The sequence below is a fragment of the Sinorhizobium sp. GQ132 genome (assembly GCF_059758575.1).
In genome coordinates, this window is the sequence record NZ_JCAXDX010000001.1 from 756113 (window position 1) to 775418 (window position 19306).

Annotated in this window: 15 protein-coding genes; 3 read left to right on the forward strand and 12 right to left on the reverse strand. The window is 60.6% G+C overall.

Features of this window, described 5'->3' with window-relative positions; translation table 11 throughout:
* The first annotated feature begins 62 nt into the window (after positions 1-62).
* Positions 63-593 (forward strand): hypothetical protein, encoded by a 531-nt coding sequence (locus AC6CIG_RS03430; RefSeq protein WP_411926443.1) that lies wholly within the window; start codon positions 63-65, stop codon positions 591-593.
* Between the two features lie 23 nt (positions 594-616).
* Here AC6CIG_RS03430 and AC6CIG_RS03435 read toward each other — a convergent pair whose 3' ends face one another.
* A complete protein-coding gene (locus AC6CIG_RS03435; protein WP_498322307.1) occupies positions 617-1774 on the reverse strand; it encodes an RHE_PE00001 family protein in 1158 nt (385 codons plus the stop codon).
* A gap of 374 nt (positions 1775-2148) precedes the next feature.
* Here AC6CIG_RS03435 and AC6CIG_RS03440 point away from each other — a divergent pair, with 374 nt between their 5' ends.
* Positions 2149-2988, forward strand: a complete 840-nt coding sequence (locus AC6CIG_RS03440) for a glycosyl transferase (protein ID WP_102763785.1) — start codon at positions 2149-2151, stop codon at positions 2986-2988.
* 458 nt (positions 2989-3446) lie between these two features.
* Here the strand turns inward: AC6CIG_RS03440 and repC are convergent, their stop codons facing one another.
* The 8 genes from repC to AC6CIG_RS03480 all read right to left on the reverse strand — a co-directional run bounded on the left by repC (position 3447) and on the right by AC6CIG_RS03480 (position 14616).
* Positions 3447-4754, reverse strand: coding sequence for a plasmid replication protein RepC (gene repC / locus AC6CIG_RS03445; protein WP_498322433.1), 1308 nt, complete (start codon positions 4752-4754; stop codon positions 3447-3449).
* A gap of 155 nt (positions 4755-4909) precedes the next feature.
* Entirely contained in the window at positions 4910-5914 is a 1005-nt protein-coding gene (gene repB / locus AC6CIG_RS03450) for a plasmid partitioning protein RepB (protein ID WP_498322309.1), read from the reverse strand.
* A 3-nt stretch (positions 5915-5917) separates the two neighbouring features.
* Positions 5918-7111 carry a plasmid partitioning protein RepA gene (gene repA / locus AC6CIG_RS03455; RefSeq protein WP_498322434.1) on the reverse strand — a complete coding sequence of 398 codons (1194 nt, stop codon included), beginning with the start codon at positions 7109-7111 and terminating at the stop codon, positions 5918-5920.
* 522 nt (positions 7112-7633) lie between these two features.
* Positions 7634-8170, reverse strand: a complete 537-nt coding sequence (locus AC6CIG_RS03460) for an invasion associated locus B family protein (protein ID WP_018096007.1) — start codon at positions 8168-8170, stop codon at positions 7634-7636.
* Positions 8167-8643: a DUF4189 domain-containing protein gene (locus AC6CIG_RS03465; RefSeq protein ID WP_437407448.1), complete on the reverse strand. Its 477-nt coding sequence runs from the start codon at positions 8641-8643 to the stop codon at positions 8167-8169. The genes AC6CIG_RS03460 and AC6CIG_RS03465 overlap by 4 nt, the downstream gene beginning before the upstream one ends.
* Before the next feature lie 11 nt (positions 8644-8654).
* Positions 8655-9332, reverse strand: coding sequence for a hypothetical protein (locus tag AC6CIG_RS03470; RefSeq protein ID WP_437407447.1), 678 nt, complete (start codon positions 9330-9332; stop codon positions 8655-8657).
* 15 nt (positions 9333-9347) lie between these two features.
* Positions 9348-9923, reverse strand: a complete 576-nt coding sequence (locus AC6CIG_RS03475; RefSeq protein ID WP_437405581.1) for an invasion associated locus B family protein — start codon at positions 9921-9923, stop codon at positions 9348-9350.
* A 7-nt stretch (positions 9924-9930) separates the two neighbouring features.
* Complete coding sequence (locus AC6CIG_RS03480; protein ID WP_498322311.1) at positions 9931-14616, reverse strand: YadA-like family protein; 4686 nt, start codon at positions 14614-14616, stop codon at positions 9931-9933.
* 176 nt (positions 14617-14792) lie between these two features.
* Here AC6CIG_RS03480 and AC6CIG_RS03485 point away from each other — a divergent pair, with 176 nt between their 5' ends.
* Positions 14793-15239 carry a hypothetical protein gene (locus AC6CIG_RS03485; RefSeq protein WP_498322312.1) on the forward strand — a complete coding sequence of 149 codons (447 nt, stop codon included), beginning with the start codon at positions 14793-14795 and terminating at the stop codon, positions 15237-15239.
* 123 nt (positions 15240-15362) lie between these two features.
* On the opposite strand, the gene AC6CIG_RS03490 is transcribed toward AC6CIG_RS03485, so the two are convergent.
* The 3 genes from AC6CIG_RS03490 to AC6CIG_RS03500 all read right to left on the reverse strand — a co-directional run bounded on the left by AC6CIG_RS03490 (position 15363) and on the right by AC6CIG_RS03500 (position 18695).
* Entirely contained in the window at positions 15363-16097 is a 735-nt protein-coding gene (locus AC6CIG_RS03490) for a helix-turn-helix domain-containing protein (protein WP_498322314.1), read from the reverse strand.
* 828 nt (positions 16098-16925) lie between these two features.
* Positions 16926-17288 carry a hypothetical protein gene (locus AC6CIG_RS03495; protein ID WP_498322315.1) on the reverse strand — a complete coding sequence of 121 codons (363 nt, stop codon included), beginning with the start codon at positions 17286-17288 and terminating at the stop codon, positions 16926-16928.
* A 198-nt stretch (positions 17289-17486) separates the two neighbouring features.
* Positions 17487-18695 (reverse strand): MHYT domain-containing protein, encoded by a 1209-nt coding sequence (locus tag AC6CIG_RS03500; RefSeq protein ID WP_498322316.1) that lies wholly within the window; start codon positions 18693-18695, stop codon positions 17487-17489.
* Positions 18696-19306 lie beyond the last annotated feature (611 nt).

The following is a 19306-nucleotide window of genomic DNA, read 5'->3' on the forward strand; positions in this document are numbered from 1 at the left end:
CGGGTCTGCGGAAGACCGCGTGCCTTTTCCTCATTCCGCTCCAGAACGGGAGGCCTATGACGATGATGCGGCGGAAGATATCCCGGTTCGTGCTTGCAGGGCTCGTGCTCGTCGGGGGGATACTTCCCTTGGAGACGAGCGCTGCCCCCGCCGACGAGGCGGCTTTTCTCAATTCGCTCGAGGGTCGATGGACCGGCGGCGGCACGGTGCTGCTTCGCATCGACCGAGGACCGATCAATGTCTCGTGCAATTTCAGCTCGGATGCGACCGGCACCGCCCTCGCCATGAGAGGCACCTGCCGCGGCCTGCTCGTGGTGTCGCGCTCGATCAGCGCGGATCTGAGGTCCGACGGCGCTCGCTACACCGGCATCTATGTCGGCCCGAGAGGCGGAAGGTCCGCCTTGTCCGGGAGCCGCCGCGGCAACGCCATCAATCTGACCGTCACCTGGGCAAGGGAAGTCAACGGCGATCGCAGGGCGACGCTCATCGTGCAGAAACGCGGGGAGAACGGAATGCGCCTCAGTACTGTCGACGTGGATCCGGCGACAGGAAAACGCGTGGTGACGAGCGAGCTCAATCTGCGGCGGAGCTGAAGCGGCCGTTTCCCCTCGCTCTTTCAGAGCACGCCCCAGCCGCGGTAGCGTCCCCTGCCCGTCATTTCGCGCACCCCGAGTTCGCGCACCAGATTGAGGGCGCCGCGCGGCGTGACCCCGAGATGGCGCGCGATCAGAGGTGCGGAGACGATCGGCCGCGACAGAACGAGATCGATCAGGCCCGGGAGATTGCTGTTCGATCGGCGGTCTTTGATCCGCATTTCCATCTGCGTCCTGGCGAGCGACAGACGGTCGAGTTCCTTCATGCCGAGTTCGGCCGCCGCGGACATCGCCTCCAGAAAACCGGTGAGACGCGTCAGCCGGTCCTTTGAGCGTCGACGCTCGTGGCGGATCGTCTTCAGGCCGGTATTATAGGCGAGCACGTGCGAACCGACCTTACCGCGAAATCGAAGATAGGCGCCGACGAGAAGCGAGCCGAGCCAGTGCTGCCGGCGCAACGGCTCGATGCGCTCCCATGCATCGAAAAGAACGGCAGCCCCAAGCGCGGCGGGCAGTTGGTCGGCAACCGGCAGCACGGCGCGCCACGCGTCGAGCCGGGCGGCCTCATCCCAGTCGTCATCGAAGAGCAGGCCGAGTTGGCCCGTCGGCTCTACTCTTTGCGACTGCGTTTCGATTGCGGGCTGTTCTGCCATGGCCGCACTTCCAGCATGAATGTCCAGCAACCGCGCGGACCGGGCGATCGCCGCATCGATCTCGGCGAATGCGTCGGAAAGGGAGCTGTCCATCGGACCGTCCGCCATGTCGGGTGCATCCGTTTTGTCCGGATCGTCCCGGAAAGCCGAAGTGTCGGGGGAGTCATGCCTGACGGCCGGGCCCCCCTCGCCGCGCAACGCGATCAGCCCGGGTGGCGACAAGGCCCAGTCGGCATCGGCCAAATCCAATCGTCGCCGCGCCCTCAGAACCGCGTGCGCGATGGTCAGCTCGTGCGACGGAGCGCGCGCGTCCATATGTGAATCGTGTAGAACCAGGTCCTCGACATGGACCAGTTCACCGGCGACCCAAAGCGCCGCCGCCGCGTCGAAAAACTGGCCGCGCTCCCGAAAGCCCTCGGCGACGGCATGACGCCCTGCCCGCTCGTCGAGCCGGGCGAGCCCGTCTTCGGCGGCAATCAGGATCGGCAGCAGCGCCGGATCGAGCGGATCAGGGATCTCATATCTCATTTTGAAAGCAAAGCGTTGCGGTGAAACGGAAGGTAACACGCGCTTTCGTTCCGGCACAGCTATTCGAAGGTTTTCCACCCCTATTGTGCTCCGCTCACATCTGTTCCCCGCACGCTGTCCACGAGAACGCTTGCGCGCCGGCGGCGTTGATCTTAAGACCGGCCTGAGGCCAACCAACTTGATGAAGTTGACAGCTGTCAACTCCAGGCCGGCATGGCGGAGCGCCCTTGATCTCGGGGCGCCCGACGCCTCCCGGAACTCCAAAAGGTACGGCTGTCTACACAGCCGGAGAGTTCCGGACCGGAGGAAATCGCCCCTCGGCAAAGCTCCGCTGTGCGGATGCGCCGTTAGACACAAGGAAAAGGCAAGCGTCTATGGTATCCGATATTCTCGCCGCTTCCGGCGGCGTCAAGCAGGTAATCTGTATAAATTGGGGAACGAAATACGGCGCGCCTTTCGTGAACCGCCTCTTCGCGATGGTCGCCCGCAACATCACGCCGCCTTTCACCTTCACCTGTTTTACCGACAATAGGGAAGGCCTTCGGTCGGAAATACTCTGCGAGGACCTTCCGCCGCTCGATGTCGAGATGCCGGTGAATACCAAGGGAATCTGGCCCAAGGCGCGCCTGTGGGGCCCGGAACTCGGCAGCCTCAAGGGACCGGTACTCTTTCTCGACCTCGATCTGGTGGTCGTCGGATCGCTCGACGCGTTTTTCGAGATCGGCGGTCCCAACGATATCGTGATGACCCGCAATCAGACGACGCCGCTTGAGCGTCTCGGGCAGACGTCGCTGTTCCGCTTCCCCGTCGGAAAGCTGGTCCCATTGCAGGAGAAGTTCCGCGCCGACCCGCAACAGGTGGCGGACGAATATGAATTCGAGCAACGCTTCGTGACGCGCAACGCGCCAGGAGGTGCGAAATTCTTCCCGCGGCGTTTCGTTCTACATTTCCGCCAGGATTGTCGGCGGCCATTCCCCTTGAACTACTTCCTGCCGCCACAGCTGCCAGCGGATGCACGCGTGGTTATTTTTCCGCGTGGTCTGCTGCCGCAACATGCGATAGACGGTCAGTTCGGCTACAAGGGGCGGGTGGCGACGCCGATCGATCATATTCGCGGGCTCTTCTCTCCAGACAGAAGAGAAAAGAGCCCGTTCCGCTACCTCCGGCACTATATTCTCCCGAGCCCATGGGTCGCGGAACACTGGCGCGAGTGAGCGGCAAAGTTCGCATTGTTGACAGCTGTCAACTGGGGAAACGGCAGCAGGGATCGACACCTGCATATGGCCGGTTGCCATGCTTCTGAGTTGGTTGGCCGCCCGCACGACGTTCAATCGACTGGAGAATAGGGGAGGTGGTTGGCCGCCGTCGTTGCGGTTACCAAGCTCCGCAAGGAGGCCGTCCGCGTGACGGAACCTATTGGCGATTTAGCTTCCGCATTGCCGATTTATCGCTTTGTTCGCCAATACCTTACGATAGAAGCAAAATTGTTAAGAAACAGACACCAAGGCGGTAAATCAAAACGAATGCGAATCCCCAACTGAGGCGAGTTTCCCCTATCTCGAGCGTCAAGGCAACCGCGAGTGGTCCGCGTCGCAAGCCAGACCCAACCTTACGACAGACAAAACCTGCAGTGCGCTTGACCCTGCTAATAGGTCCGCTGAGCTTAGCGGCGTCAACTGACAGGTGGCATGCTTGGCCCTCGCGCGCGCCTCAGTGCAGCGACCATCGGAGCAACCGAGAAAGACTGGCGCCGCGCTCTCGCGGTAAGAACCCGAAGATAGCCGCCGGGCGAACTTATGCAATCGGCTCTCTCCAGGATGCAGGCGATGACGCTCGCAGCATTTTCCTGGCCGAGGACCGTGCATGCATCGTCATAAGCATCCGTGCTTACGTTCAGCATGGTCCTGACGACGATTGCAGCGGTCAGCAGTTCCTTCCAGGTCGTTATACGGCCCTGTGGTCCGTAATCGGTGATCTGCGGGCAAGCGGATAGGAGGACGGGCAGGGGAACTTCCCGGGCGAGGCGGGAGATCGGCAGAGATGGAGGCGCCGGGCTGACAGGGGTCTGCACATCGACATGGGTCGCGACCTCCAGCTTCGCCTTCGGCGTTACAGGATCCGCCTTGCAGCTTTGGGCCCTTGCCGAAAATTTCCCCGAGCCTTTTCCCAAGCCAGGTTCAGATTCAAATTGAGAGTCTGGATGTGAATTCTGTATGTGCTGCCCATTATGGCGATCATTGGCATCCATTTTTTCCGAATTAAGTAGTTTTTCCAATCGATTGGACAGATCGGCACGAATTTCCGCCATAGCGTCGTGAAGGGCCTCGACGTCGCTGACCGATGCCTTGCGCGAGAGAGGCGCAGACAATTCTTCATATCGCCGCTGCTGCTGCTCCCAGCCGCCTGGCAGGCCAGATTCACGGAGGAGCTCGAGCAGCTTGGCGATGTCGCGCCGGCAGAGGCTCAACCTTTCGCGCATCTGACGGTGATACTGGTTGGCTGCGGCAAGTTCGGCAGCGGCGGTTTTGAACTCATCGGCCCGGGCTACGAGTGGGGAGAGGTCGAATCCGAAGGCTTCGCCTACCGCACCATTGCGGTTCCTTCGAGCGTAACGCTTACCATTCGGGCTGTCGCGCCGCAGGATCAGACCCGATTCCACGAGGCATGCAAGATGCCGGCGGAGCGTGGTGCCCGCCATTCCGTGGGTTCGGAGCGAGAGCTGCGCATTGGAGGGGAAAACGACGAGGCCATTTTCGCCCGAGAGCTCGGCTCCCGGATAGAAGCTCAAAAGGGCGTTCAACACCGCAAGCGAACGATCGGACACGCCGATCACCGTCTTCGCTTCACAGAGAGAACGAAACAATTTCCACTTGTCCACCGACCGGTCCGGCGGGACGTTGCCGGCGGCGATCTGACTTGCGAGCATGCCAAGCGTCATCGCCCGCCGCCCAAAGGGCGTCGTCACACTTCCACGTTCCATTTTCTTCACCTTTTCCAAGGCAAAAGAAATTCGTTCGCCGAAACGACGTCAAAAATGCTTGACACTGATTCGCGGAAATGGGATTCTCTAGTTGCTACACGAGAGAAGGGTTTCCGCAGCGCTAGTCGTTCGGAAGCCTTTTTCTTTTGCTCTGTTTAGTCTCCTGTGTCCCGTTGATATTCGAGGTAGAGCGCTTCAAGCCTCTTCCTCACGAATTCTGCAAAGCCCGGTGCCGCCTTCTTGCTGAAGGCCAGCGTCGTTTCCGCATCCGTTTCACGAATCCGCACGGCGCGGCTCCTGTCCGGAGCAATCCAGGTTTCCGCCTTTGAGGGCTTCCTGGCGAGGCTCAGCAAGGCAAACAGCTTTTCGAAACGCTGATCGCTCTCCAGCGCCTTGAACTCCGGCGCATCGATGAAATCCAATGCCTTCGGACGCCAGTCATCGCGGTCGATGAGATCGGCGAGTTCGATCCACCGCCTCCTGCCGAAACCCGGCGCGGCACCGATGGCTTCGATGATCTCCAACGGCAATCGGCGGACGACGGCGATCATCTTGGAGAGCGCCGCCTTGTCGACTCCGAGGGCCGACATGATCGTATCCCGCGAGAAGCCGCGATCTTCAAGACGCGTTGCGAATAAGGCCCGCTCTATGAAGGAGAGGTCGGTGCGGGCGTTGTTTTCCTGCCCCTGGGAAATGACGAGCTGCTCGTCGTTCAGGTTCCGGATGACCGCCTTGACCTTGGCGCCGATCTCGCGCAATGCCGCAAGCCGCCTGTGGCCGTAGGCGACCTGATATCGGCCGCTTTCCGCCGGATGCGGCCGTACGAGGATCGGAACCTGTTGTCCGTGGTCCCGGATCTGCTGAACCAGCATGGCCTGAACCTCGGGGGCGACACCCAGCCTATCGATGATGAAAGAGGAATCGATCAGCTCCGGGTCCAGTTCGACGATCGCGTGCCCCTCGGCAAGCTGGCGCTCCAATTCCTCCGCCCGTTCGACCTTCTGGGTGATGTTCGAAAGGGATCTGGTGATGCCGCCGACGAGGCCATTGGAGCGCTGGGCGGGCGCAAGACCCGCGATCGGACGACCGACGGCCGGACGCTCCCCGTCTTCGGAGGTGAGGGGGCTGTCGGAAATGCCGATCAGGTTCTTGCGGGCCATCGGTTACTTCCTCCCCCAGACCTTGCGGATCATCTCTTCGATCTCTGCATTGACGAGGGAGAGCGAATCCATCGCCCGATCGTAGGTACCGCGTATGAATTGCGAGCGCTCCACCTCATAGAGCGTCTGCTTGGTCACGCCGGCGTCGGAAATCGCGGTCGATTTCACCATCGCGTTCTGCAGCATGCGGTTACCGAAGATCGCGCGCATGAAACCGGTCATCTGACTCTGCGGTCCGTCGTTCGGCTCGAAACGCGTGACCAGATAGCGCATCCAGTCATAGCTGGTGCGCCCGCCGGCGTTCTCGACAACGGCCATGAGCTCGCTTGTCATCGACAGGAACTGGGACATGGACATGACGTCGAGCATCTGCGGGTGCACGGTGATGAGCACGGAGGTCGCGGCGCAAAGCGCTGACATGGTCAGGAAGCCGAGCTGCGGCGGGCAGTCGATGACGACGATGTCGTAGAAGCTCTCGATCTCGGAAAGCACCTCGCCGATCCGCGCGAAGAACATGGTTTCGGTGGAGCCCGCGATCATCGCCTTCGGAGTCTCGTGCTCGAATTCCATGAGTTCGAGATTGCCCGGAATGAGGTGAAGATTGGCGGTATAGGTCGACCGAACCACCTCCGCGACCGGCCGGGGGGCTTCGTAGCGTATGGCGCCGTAGAGCGTTTCCCCTTCGCCGACGTCCAGTTCCGGCTGATGGCCGAAGAGGGCGGAGAGGGAGGCCTGCGGATCGAGATCGATCGCCAGCACCCGATAGCCGCGCAAGGCGAGATACTGCGCGAGGTGAGCGGATGTCGTCGTCTTGCCTGAACCGCCTTTGAAATTCATGACGGAGATGACCTGCAGCTTCTCGCCTGGTCGGCGATGCGGAATATATTTTCCGGTCTTGCTGCCTTCGTCGAGGACTCGGCGGATACGGTCGATGTCCTCCATCGCATACATGCGGCGGCCGTTTGACAGCGGCTGCGGGCCATGGCCTTCTGAGGCGATCTGGCGCAGATAACCTTCGCCGATTCCGATGAAGGCCGCTGCCTCTGCCGGACTGAAGAGCCGCATCGTCTTTTGCGCCGACGGAGAAAAGATCTTCTTCTGATGCTCCTGCAACTGGTGTGCGAGTTCCTGAGCGTCGGCAGACAAGAGCGACGGCAGATGCTCCTGCTCCTCAAGGCTCTGGATTCTCTGTTGCAACATTCCTATTCTCCAAAAACTGCGCAAAATTCCCCAATGAGAGCTGATCTGCGCAGTTATACTATGCGCCGATTCGTTGCCATTTTACAAACGCTTAACAAAAAGCTCGGTTGTGCTGCCGGAGCGCTGCAGTTTTGTCATCCGGCAGTTCATTGGTTGTCCGCGGACAACTCGCCGGCAGCCCAGCCGGACCGATCCCGCCGACACTTGCGTTGGCGAAGCGTCGCGCAACCGAGCGGTCGCGCAAATCTCTTCCTGACAGTGCAACCCACACGGGGTCGCTATAGATCATAAATTTGGTAGACTATTGACGGAAACCGCATGCGGGATCAGGAAGCGGAAATCTCCGGAATAGTGTCCGTCAGGTCCCCGGATTGTGCGCAACGCCATCTCCCTTCCCGCAACAATTCGTGCACACCCCAACAAAATCTTCATGCCCGTAAAAGAAGGCCCGGCGCAACTGGCCGGGCTTTCCCTGGAAACTTAATCTGCGGGTACAACCTGCTCGATGCTTGGCTCGTCTCAGCGTGCGCTCAGCGCAGCCATGCGATCGAGCGCTACGGTCAGGCCGCGGAGGGATACCGGAAATGTCAACCGGGTCTCCGCAGCGGTCATGACATTGAGCTTCAGGGCTGAGCCTTCTCTCAACTTTCCAAGCGTCGGCGGATCAATCGAGAACATAGCGATGCATCCCGTGGGCACGCAGGTCCTGAATCGCAACGGGGGTAGCGGCGGCTGATCGTCGATCTGCGGCGTAACGCCTGGATCGAGCAATATTCCGAACGGGAGAAGCAGCGTAGCGGTTGCCGAACCATCCGCGCGCCTCTGCACCTCTACGGCGAGGAGCCTCTGGCCGTTCTGCTGTACTTGGTCCTGTGAGAGCGAACAGCTCTTGGTGTCCTCCCGAACCGAGCAGGATACACTCCAATCCTGATATGCCTCGCGCAGGGATGACGCTCCACCCGGAAGAGCCGCTAGCTGTTGCTGTGCCGTCGCTTGCGAGAGCAATGAGAATATGAATGCCCCGCAGGCGGAAACGAGCTTGGAATGATACTTCATGTGCACACCCACTCGCGGATTTTACATTTCTCTCCGGCCCGCTCACAAGCCTGCAGTGCCAGGTTTTCGGCCTCCCGTCGTGTTTGCGCGGTCTCTGAACCCCAACTCGCGAGGCGACTGGCGGTTTCCTCGCCTACAGCGAGCGCGCCGCAATGATTGTACGGAAAGCCTGTTTCGTCGTCGTCATCCCAATGCCGATGATTGCGGAACACGCTTACCACGACGCAAGCGTTTCCCCCGTCGCGTTCGCAGTGTTTGAGTGCAATGTCCATTGCCTCCTGCCGCTTATCGGCGCCCCAAAAGAAACCGTGCTTCTCATCACTCTTGGAATAGGCGATCGCCGCCCAGATTCCTTTCTCTTCCTGCGGCGGAACCGGTATATCCGCAGCCGTCGCAGACAGATCCGCCGCGCTCAACCGCACGGCGGAGAGCAACATCAGGCCGACCGCACCAAGGGAAAAACTCAATCTCATGCCTCACCTCCTTATTGTGCTGCCGCCGACGCCACGGAAACGACGACGCAGCTGTTGCCGGTCGGCAGGAGCATCACGTTTCCACCGTTATCGGGAAGTTCGTAGACGCTGACCTGTGCAAGATTGTCGGTAAGCTTGCTGCCTTTCGGAAGCATGACCGGCATATCCGCACATGAAGCCGAGAACGGTGCTACCCGGACCATCGAACCTTCACAAAGGGACCCGGTCGGCGCAGCGACGACGACACCTGCGGCAGGACCGCTGTACCCTTCTGTTGCATAATTCATGCCCACCAGTGCCTGCACCGCATGCGCATCCGGCTGGTCGTTATTCCACGTCGATTGAACGCCATATTGGGAACCATTGGTCAGCAGTGTTCCCAGGGCCGGAAAGACGTTGGCGCAAGCTTGCAAACCTGCCTGTTTGGCGTGCTGACGAAATGGCGTATCGGCGGGCGCCGGAACGGTTTCATTCGTTTCTGCCACTGCCGGCTTCGACAGGAAATTCGCTACTGCCTCATAGCGCATTGCAACGTAACCGGCGGCGCCGACAACGACGATGCCGACCAACGACAGGGCCGTCGTTTTCAGCCAGTTTCGCCGCGGTCTATGGCGATCATCCGCTTGGTTCGGAACAACGTCGCTGCTCTTGCGAGACATTATCCGATCGTGAATCGATTGCTGGTTCATCGTGAAATGCCTCCGTTAATTGATCGCCTCAACGGCTTTGGAAAGCCCCCTGAGGGTTGCCGTCACGCTGACGGTTCTCCCATCTCTTATGGAATAGGACACCGTCGACGCCGCGTTCTTCGAGATCTGCTCGCGCATGATGGGACCGACCGGCAGCATTCCTATGCAGACCGCCTGATTGCATCCGTCGAGTTGAACCTTTATCGGCTCTTTCCTGCCCTCGAATTTTATCAGGACAAGGCCGTCGCTGTTGGCAATCGGTGCGGTCCGCAGGATCATGTACGGCTTGCCTTCCTGGGTGGCCGCAAGTGACCAGCTGAATGCGAGCTGTCCTGACCGGTTTTCGATTGTTTGAGTGACGTTGCAGACCCTTTGTCGAGCTTTCAGATTTTCGTCGCAGATCAGAGTCCAATTCTCGAACGGTCTAATCATCCTCTGATATTGGCCGAGAGTTGCGCTATCAGGAACCGCGACCTCCGGCGGTCTAATTCGGTAACCGGAGGAAGCTGCCTCCTGTCCCGCCGCCGGTGGGCCGGACAGGAAAAGGCATGCGATGAAGACCGAGGATCTAGAACTCGCTCTCCTGAACATGCAGACCTCAATTCAGCGTGAAGCTGAGACCGGCGCCGACACCGACATCCCCGTCGGCGACCGTCCCGGAAAGGTTGGCACGAACGCGTCCGTCTTCGCTGGTGTAACCGGCACCGAAGGCAAGCGCTCCTTCGCTCTTCCAAAAACCGCCGCCCATCGCCACACTCAGCTTGCCTGGACGATCATCATAGCGGAGGGAAGCCGCTGCAAGTCCAATCGCGGCTGCTGCCCTGGCCTCTGAGCGGATGCTGCCCATCTCCCGATTCAATTGGTTGAACTTCTGGTCGGTATAGTTGTTGGCTGTCTCGATGGCATAGGCCGTACGGTTGTCCGTGTAGGACTTGGCCTCGGTGAAGCTCTGGTTCAATTGAGCGACATTGACCGCATCCGTGTTGGCGACGCCCCTGCCGACATTCGAGATGACGACCGGCGCGTTTATGTCGCCACCTTGCAGAGTGATGCTGTTCTTCTTGCTGCCATCCGGGTTGAGATCATAGAAGACCGCGCTGTCGTTGATACTTCCGATGCCGCCCTGCAGGTCCTCGATTGCCGTATTGGTCGCATGAAGTTGGGAACCGTTGATGGCGTCGGTGCTGTCGGCGGAGATGCGCCCCGCCGCGACGTTTGTCACGGTCCTTTCCGCGCCATCGGCGCCAACACTGACGGTCCCGACCGGCGCGGTCCCCGCAAAGTCGTACCGGGTCCCCCGAATTGTGGTCCCCGACGTACCAACGGCCGCCTCCGTCACGGAGCCCGAACCGAGGGCGACATCATTGGCGTTGTTTGCCTGTGCTCCTTCACCCAGAGCGACGGCGCCCTGGCCGGCGGCGGTTGCGCCGTGGCCGGCAGCCAGGCTGTCCGTTCCGCTGGCTACGCTTTCCGGACCGATCGCAACACTGTCGGTGCCGGTTGCAGAGGAGTCGGCCAAGGTGGAATTGGCATGGAAGTATTTGATGCCGCCGCCGCCGTTGATCTGATTGGTTAGGCTGGTGAGGCTCGCATCCACGGCGGTGAAGCCGTCGTAGACGGTCGTATAGCTGCCGCCCTGGATGTTGTAGGTCGGGCCGGTGATCGTGCCGTCTCCGTTAACCGTTGAGCCGCCGCCAAGTTGGTTGGTGATCTGGGTGCCGAGACCTCTCAACTGGCTGACATTCACGGCATCCGTCTCCGCTGAACCGGCCGCAAGATTCGTCAGCTTGCGCTCGGAGCCGGCCGAGCCGATGGAGACTTCGCCGAACGATGTCTGCGGGGTCGTCAGTCCGAAGGCGGTGTAACCGGTTTGCGCGCCTATCGTCGTAACGGACTGAGCACCCAGCGCCACGCTGTTGATGTGGTTGCTCTCGGCGCCTGAGCCGAGGGCTACCGACTGAACGCCGGCGGCCGTCGCCTGGGTGCCGATGGCGACACCGTCGGCCAGCATCACATGAGCGCCCTGGCCGATCGCCGTGCCGCCGGGTGCCACCTGGTCGACGATCGCGCCATTGCCGATGCCAATGCCGTTGTCGCCATTGACCACCGTCGTCGGGCCGACGGCAATAGATTCCGCCCCGACAGCGAGCGAATCGCCGGCCGCGGAATTGGCATGGAAATACATGCTCGGCGTCGCTGCAACCGAGGCGATGGCCCCCTGGAGCTGCCGTACCGTGACCGCGTCCTGAGCGCCCGTGCCGTCCGCGACATTGGTGATCTGACGGTAGGACGTGTCCGTGCCGACCGACACCGCCCCCAGAAGCGTCTTGTCGGTGGTGTTGTACTCGATGAAGTTCGTCGGGCCGGCTGCGATCTGGCCCGTCGCCGGCGCCAGCGGACGATCGGAAACCGATCCGGAACCAAGCGCTACGCCGCCAACGGTCGTCGCCTGGCTGTCGCGGCCGAGCGCGAGCGAATTGTCGGCAATGGCGGTGGCGTCATAGCCGACCGCGGTCGAACCGATGCCTTGAGCGGAGGAATCGCTGACAGCAAGCGTTCTGTCATTGGTGCGCACGTACCGGATGCCGTCGCCATTTGCGTCGGTGAAAGTCGTCGATGTATCGCCGGCAATATTGTTGATCGTGGTGCCGACATCACTAATGGTATCGCCGAGATTGGCGAGATCGGTAGTGTTCTGCGTGACCTGCTGGTTGGTTGCGAAGAGCTGCGATCCGTTCACCGCGTCCGTCGAGCTGTTCGAGAGTCTGCCGGCGGCGACGTTCTGGATCTGGCGCTCGGCGCCCAGAGCGCCGACCGAGAAGGCGCCGGCCGGCGTCGCACCCGCGAAGTTGTAGGTCGTGCCGCCGATGACGGCGTTCGACACCACCGTCGTCGCGCCGGACACAGCGCCCGAGCCGATCGCGACGTCGTCGGCGTTGTTGGCCACCGCGTTCGGGCCGATCGCGACGGAGTCGGTCCCGATCGCCTGCGAGTCGGTCAGCAACGAATTGGCATGGAAGTATTTGACGCCGGCGCCGGTGTTGATGTCGGTAATCGTGTTGCCGAGATTGGTGATGTCGGTCGTGTTCTGCGTGACCTGCTGATTGGTCGCGAAGAGCTGCGAGCCGTTCACCGCGTCGGTCGAGCTGTCACTGAGGCGGCCCGCCGCGACATTGGTGATCGTGCGCTCCGCACCGACCGCGCCCACGCTGATTGTCGAGTTCGGCGCTGTGCCGGCGAAATTGTAGGTTGTGCCGCCGATCACCGTGCTCGCCGTACCCACCGCGGCCGCCGTCACCGAGCCGGAGCCTAACGCCACATCATCTGCGAAATTGGCAACAGCCGTGTCACCAAAGGCGACCGCGCCCGCAGCTCCCGCACGGCTGAAGTTGCCGAGCGCCACGGAGCCCTGACCGACCGCAACGTTGTTGTTGCCGATGGCCACGGCGCCGTTGGCCTGGTTGGCCGCCGTGGCGCTCGCGGTGCCGTCGGCATTGGCGATGTTGTTCGCGCCGCCGGTGAAGGCGCCGGTGCCGCTCGCATAACTCGGATCGCCGATGGCGACTGCGCCGTCTCCGAACGCGGTGTTGCCGGCGCCGATCGCGACAGCCTTGCCGCCCGTCGCGGTTGCGCTGGTGCCGATGGCGACGGCGTCGGCAGAGTTCGCGACGGCGCCGAGTCCGGCCGCGATCGCGTTCTCGGCGGTCGCGGCGGCGTTGTTGCCGAGCGCCACCGAGGAGACGCCCGTGCTCTGGGCTCCTGAACCTGCCGCAAGAGAGCCCGTTCCACTCGACACGGCCCCATTGCCGATTGCTGTGCCGAAATCGGCTGTGGCCTGCGTGGCCTGGCCGATCGCGACCCCGAAACCGCCAGACGAGACCGCATTGGTGCCGATCGCGATGCTGTTGGGTATGGCCGTGTCGGCCTGAACGCCTGCAATCGCGCCCAGGCCGAGGGCGATGGACTGGTTGCCCCAGGCCCTGGCTGTAGTACCTATCGCCGTGGCGCTCGTGCCCGTCGACTGGCTAGCGCGTCCCATCGCAATGGCGTCAGCCTGGGATGCTATCACATCTGTGCCAATGCCGATGGAACTCTGTCCACTGGCCCCTGCTCCGACAGTGCGCGAGCCGAGATAGATGGAGTTGTAGCCGGATGCGATCGTCTGGAAGCCAATAGCAACGGCATTCTGATCGGATGCGCTGGCGGCGTTACCTTGGGCAACGGCATCTATTGCGGACGCCGTTGCTAGATTCCCAACCGCGACGCTGCGCAGCCCGCTCGCCTGGCTGCCGGCGCCCATCGCAGTGGATGCCACGCCCGATGCCGTCGCGCTGCGTCCGTAGGCCGACGCGAAACTCGCCGAGGCTGTCGCAAACCGGCCAAATGCACTGGATTCAACGCCAGTGGCGGCGGCCGACCCCCCGAAGGAAGCGGCGCCGATCTCGGTGGCTCTCGAGTTGCTACCCACCGTAATGGCGTGGTCGGCCAAGGCCTGCGTGCCCGGCCCTACGGCGACGGAATTAGCGCCGTTGCTCAGCGTACTCGCGCCGAAGGCGATCGCATTCGAGCCGACGCCCTGGCTATTCGTTCCAATTGCGATGGCTTGACCGCCACTCGCGCTGGAACCTGCCATCATGCTCAGCGCATTCACACCGCTCGAGTTAGCATTGACGCCGAACGCGAGAGAATTAACCGCCGTTGCTCGAGTTTGGGTGCCTATGGCAACGGCGTTGCTCTGAGCCGCCACATCCGTGCCAATTCCAATGGCGCCGGCAGCCAGCGCGCCTGTCCCGGCGGCGGTGCGGGCTCCCAGATAGATGGAGTTGATGGCTACGGCCTCAGCCTGGAAGCCCAGGGCAATGCCATTCTGTCCGGCGCTATGGGAGTTATACCCTACTGCGAGCGCGCCAAGGACATCGGCGCGTGCGAGAGAGCCCAGCGCGGTTGCCCCGATCCCCGAAGCCGTGGCCGATAACCCCATGCACGAGGCGGTACCGTTATAGAAGTTGTAAGGTGCCGCGGAGCAGTTCACCGCTTGCGCATATGCTGGCGAAACCAATCCAATCCCGCCGATCGCGCCCAGCGCGAATGCCAGGGCCCCGCCAACGCTCAGCGTCCCGAGCCCCAGCCGCTTTCGTCCCATACCCAGCACGCAGTGCGCCAGCCTCAGAGCCGCCATCAACCGCCGACGAAGTGACCGGCGGTCGCTTTTGCCCGCGATACGGTTGTTGGGGACACCGAACTGGAACATGCGCTGAGCCTGACTCCTGATGCATTCAATCATTGTACATTTCCCTCGTTGTTGCCCGAATGTTCCCTGACTGAGGAGTTCACATTTACGCCCGTGGGTTCCTCAATGTTGCGAGCATGCCGCCGTAGTTCGCTTCCCATGCTCACGCCTTTGCTCTCGATGAACTGACGGGCGGCCTCAACCCAAGGCTGCGTAGGTTCTGGAACTGAATGAAGCACAACCTCCACCCGCTCCGGCGGAAGTTTGATCGCCACAAGCGCACGGCAGAGGTCGAAATGGAGAGCGGGGTCCTGCTCGGCGTAGTCCGGAGTGGTCAGCCCAATCACAAAACAAGCGAAGAGATGGTCAACCTCAGCCTCGGTTATCCGACCAGCGTATTGGCTCTGCAGCGCACTCCAGGCCGCTTCGACCTTTGGGGCGAAGACGTCGGCTTCAGGGGACTGAATGTCCCCGATACATCGCACCGAATGATTGCCACAAGTTTTCACGGCGCACCAACTGATTGTGTCGCCGCGAAGATACGCACAGCCCTCGATTCACGTATTTTGCAAAATTCCGGATTCTTTTTAGAAAAATCCGGTCTGCGCCTGCTTTGCAGCAATTGCGACCATTCTGTCGCACAAGCTGTGAACCGATATTCCCGTCGACGATCGTAATCTCGATCAGCGTCGATCGTCAGTGAGATGAGCAGAGATGGCCAGGTAATCTGCGAGAGGATTGTCTCTGTGACGCAATCGTTTAATTTATCACGTGATCATAAGGTCAGAGGCGATAGGATATCACCGTTGCTGCCTCACCTGTCTCGGCGTCCTGTTCCTATATTTCGACATGGTCGCCGTCATGTGGCTCTGATCTGAAAATCCGCTCAGATGGGCGACTTCGGCGATCGACAGAACGCTCTCGACGAGGAGTTTTTCCGCAAAGTTGAGGCGCAGCCGAAGAACATATTTGTGCGGAGGCTCGCCGAAGGTCCTGGTGAACGCCTGGATGAAATGGCGTGGCGAAAGACCTGAGACCGCCGCAAGCTCGGCCACTGTGATCTTGCTGGAAAACCTTGATTCCAACATCTCGCGGACTCGCAGGGCACTGCGATTCGACAAGCCGCCCCCGCTCTTTCGGCTCGGCGGCAATTTTTCTACGCCCGTATAATTTCGGACGATATGCACGCCGAAGATGGTGATCAGCGATTCGATATAAATCTTGTTTGGAACTTCGCGTGCCAGTTCCATCTTCAACATTTCCGCGAGATGCAGCGCCCGAAGGTCTATGACACCGAGTGGGGGCGCTTGGAGTACCGCCTGACCCGACCCGAACTCATGCGTCGCCAGCTCCAGCAAGCGCGGCGGCGGCACGGTAACGATCACTTTCTCGCAAGTGGAAGACCACGTCACGTTGCGCTCGGTGTTCGCAGGAATAACCGATATCGTCCCGGTATCGCCATCATATTCATGGACGGTGTGATCGTCGAAAGACACCTTTATCCCAGGCGAAGATGCGAGCATCACCGCAACCATATGCTCCCGTGCCCTGAGCGTATGCGATCCGGGTGGCCGAACAACATGAGCAGCGGCACCCCACTCGGTTATGACGAGGGGCCCCCTGCTTTCCGGAATTTCAACGAAGATGTGCTCGCTTGTTTTTCGTCCCTCGATGAGAGAGCGGCAATTTGGGACTTCACTTCTTCGCTGCATCCCAACTTTGCCTCAGTATTGTTTATCGGTCGAACTGTTGCCTTAGAACGCCGGCAAAACAGTCCGCTTGTGGCATCGACCTAGGTCCCGTTTGCGGAATTCGTGAGTAAAAAAGCTGCGCCGCACTGCCTGTTGGTGACCGAACGCTTACTGCCGTATCATTCCCGCGTGTCGCTCCGCCCTCCACGAGGCATAGGTTCAAACAAAGTGGCCATGCAGATACGCGGAGTTTTTCAGCGCTCCCTCGAAAACACGAATACAATGACCGATTGATTATCGTTTGACGGTGGGCATTTTTAGTGGATGGACGTATTCTGGAAAACCCCGGATTTTTTGGGAAACTCCGGCGCCTTCATGTGTTATAAGAAACGTTGCCCTTTTGCCACACAAGTTCGCGTGAAACGGCGCCCTCGATACCGGCGGGGGTACTTCAGGAGTAAAGGGTCCACTAAGTTCGATTACTTCGACGTTCCTCGTACATCTCCCAAGATATATCCACCATCGACAAAAGAATATCCTCTGGTCGCCACCCGACCGCGGCCGCAGATTCTACGATCTCAACGATCAAGTGTCGCAACTGGCGGTCACATTCGGATGACACCGCGTCGGCATCGACGGTTGGCGGACTTTCAAAGCAGAACCTCGTCATGGCTAAATCCTGCGACCCATAAGTATTACTTTTTCCGATATCAGCACTTCATCTCGCGGGGCAGACATTTCTTTAATATACAGCTCCTTCATACGAACAGCAGGAAAATTCAGATGAGCTAAAATAAACTTCTCAGTAGGCCGGCGTTGATCCAAACCGTAGTCGGCCCATAAATACCTGGATATTTTCGAAGCCCGGAAATCCTCGCTGTAGCGCCCGTTGCTCAGCCGGCCTCGCTTCTTCGAGACAAGTCCGCCGGCGCCAATGCGGTCATAGGCTTGCGGCAGAATATGCACCTGACTGCGGCTGAGACCGAGCAGCTCGGCCGGCGGCGCGACGCTCAAGCTGGATGACTTCAAGGTCATGCAATTCTTTCTTTCCTGGTAGGATCCTTGGCGATCGACTCTTTTCAGGAGACAACGGCGGCAAGCTGTTCCTGACAGCCAATAACCCGCAAGACGGCCGGGGCGAACCGTGGCACGAAGCATCGGAAAACCCACGGAACGCATCCAAGCGCGCACGAATTGCGTCAGCTATGCTGACCTATGTGCCGCGATTCGAAATTATGCGCCGCGGCTGGCCAGCCCTAGACGCGCTCTGAGTTCGGCAATTTTAACGCGGCTTACAGGAACGAGATGCGGCACCTCTCCGTCCAGCTCGACCACGGCACCATTGCCTTCCTTGCGGATCAACGAGACGAGGGGAATGGACACGATATGGCTGCGGTGGACGCGCATGAACGTGTCGGGATCGAGTCGCGCCTCGGCTTGCGAGATCGCCCAAGGACACATGCGTTCCCGGCTTCCGTCGTGAACAAGTGTATAGTGGGCGTTTGCCTTGATGCTGCGGATCCGTCCGGTCTCTACGAAACGGGTTCCGTCGGCCCCTTCGACAGGCACTCGCGTCACCGCGGCGACACCGGCATGTCCAACAGGGCGGTGCGTGAGCCGCATCTTCTGTGTCTGCGCGTCGTCGAAATCGAAACCATTCCGGTCAATAGCCGTCGCCTGGGCATCTATGGTGTCTGTATCGGCTTGGGCGGGCGCCGGATTCAGCGATCGGGACCGTGGTTCGGGTACGAGGAGCAGTAGGAAGCCGAAGATAATCAGAAAACACAAAGGCAATACGACCAGGGCTAGAGCCTCTCGGGAAACGGCCAGTCCGATCGCCCCGTGGGTGAAGGGGGGGCCGTGCACGAAGCGCATGCCGTGCATGGCGGTAAAATGCATGCCGGAGACAGCGATACCGAATGCCGTGGCGCTTAGCGCGAGCCGCATGCCGCCATGCCGGGCCAGAAAGATACGCAGGCCGCCATAGGCCGCGCCTACGGCGATCACAGCGGAAGCCATAATCATTGCGCGCTGATGCTCGATATGGAAGGTGCCGGCTAGTCCATGTATGCCGACATAGTGCATCGAGGCAATGCCTAGGCCGAGCAGCAATGCCGAGACGACGACCCGCGCATTCGACGGCTCGCTGAGCGAGACGAAGAACAGCGAAACGCCCATGACAAGGAGGCAGATCAGAAAGGATACGACCGTTGGCAGGACAAGATAGGTGGCATCAAGGGGAATTGGCGCTGCCAGCATAGCGACGAAATGCATGGTCCAGACGCCGACGGCAAGGAAGAAGGCCGCGCAGGCAAGCAACAGCCTGCGGTCCGCACTGCCGGTGCCGCGCACACGGGCCGCCAGCCCAAACCCTGTATATCCCCCCAGGATGGCGATCACCACCGACAGCGCTACCAGGAGGGGGTCGTGCCCTGCAACCATTCTCCCGCCTGACCGTGCTACGTCCCTTGCATCAATTTAAGGTCTTGCACTCTATTTGCAACGATCAATTTGACGGCTCGAGACGCGCGACGGGTGATGTCAGTTGAATCCGAAGGAGCAGCATCCAGCAGGTTCAGAGTGAAGCCAAGCTCCGGTTACAGCTTTCCGATGTGTGACGGTCTGAGGCGATGCAGATGAATGGAGACCGTGTGTCGAAGAGACCCGCTAAGACGGCTGAACGCGACACATCACGCGGACAAGGAAGAGGTGGCGGCCTGGCTCCCGCATCAAGGCCGAGCTGATAGCGCTCATGCCACCCGGCGCTTTGTCCCATGCCTGCATCACGGCTGGACATCGTTGCGCCTGTTTAGCGCAACACGCCAGGAACTGTTGAAGGAGAAGCGGCTGTTCCACCTTCAGCGCGGCCCGCAAACCCTTGGCGAGCAAGGAGCCGGCGAACGACCGTCCCGACCGGGAGAACGCGCCGGGTGACGGCGAAGGGGATCGGGAGTGGGCTCGCGCCTTCCTGGCGCCGTGGCACCTCTTCTATTGAAACGTCTCTGCCGCAAGTCCTTCTCTTGAAGCGACGATGCGTCGGGAAACATGCGGGA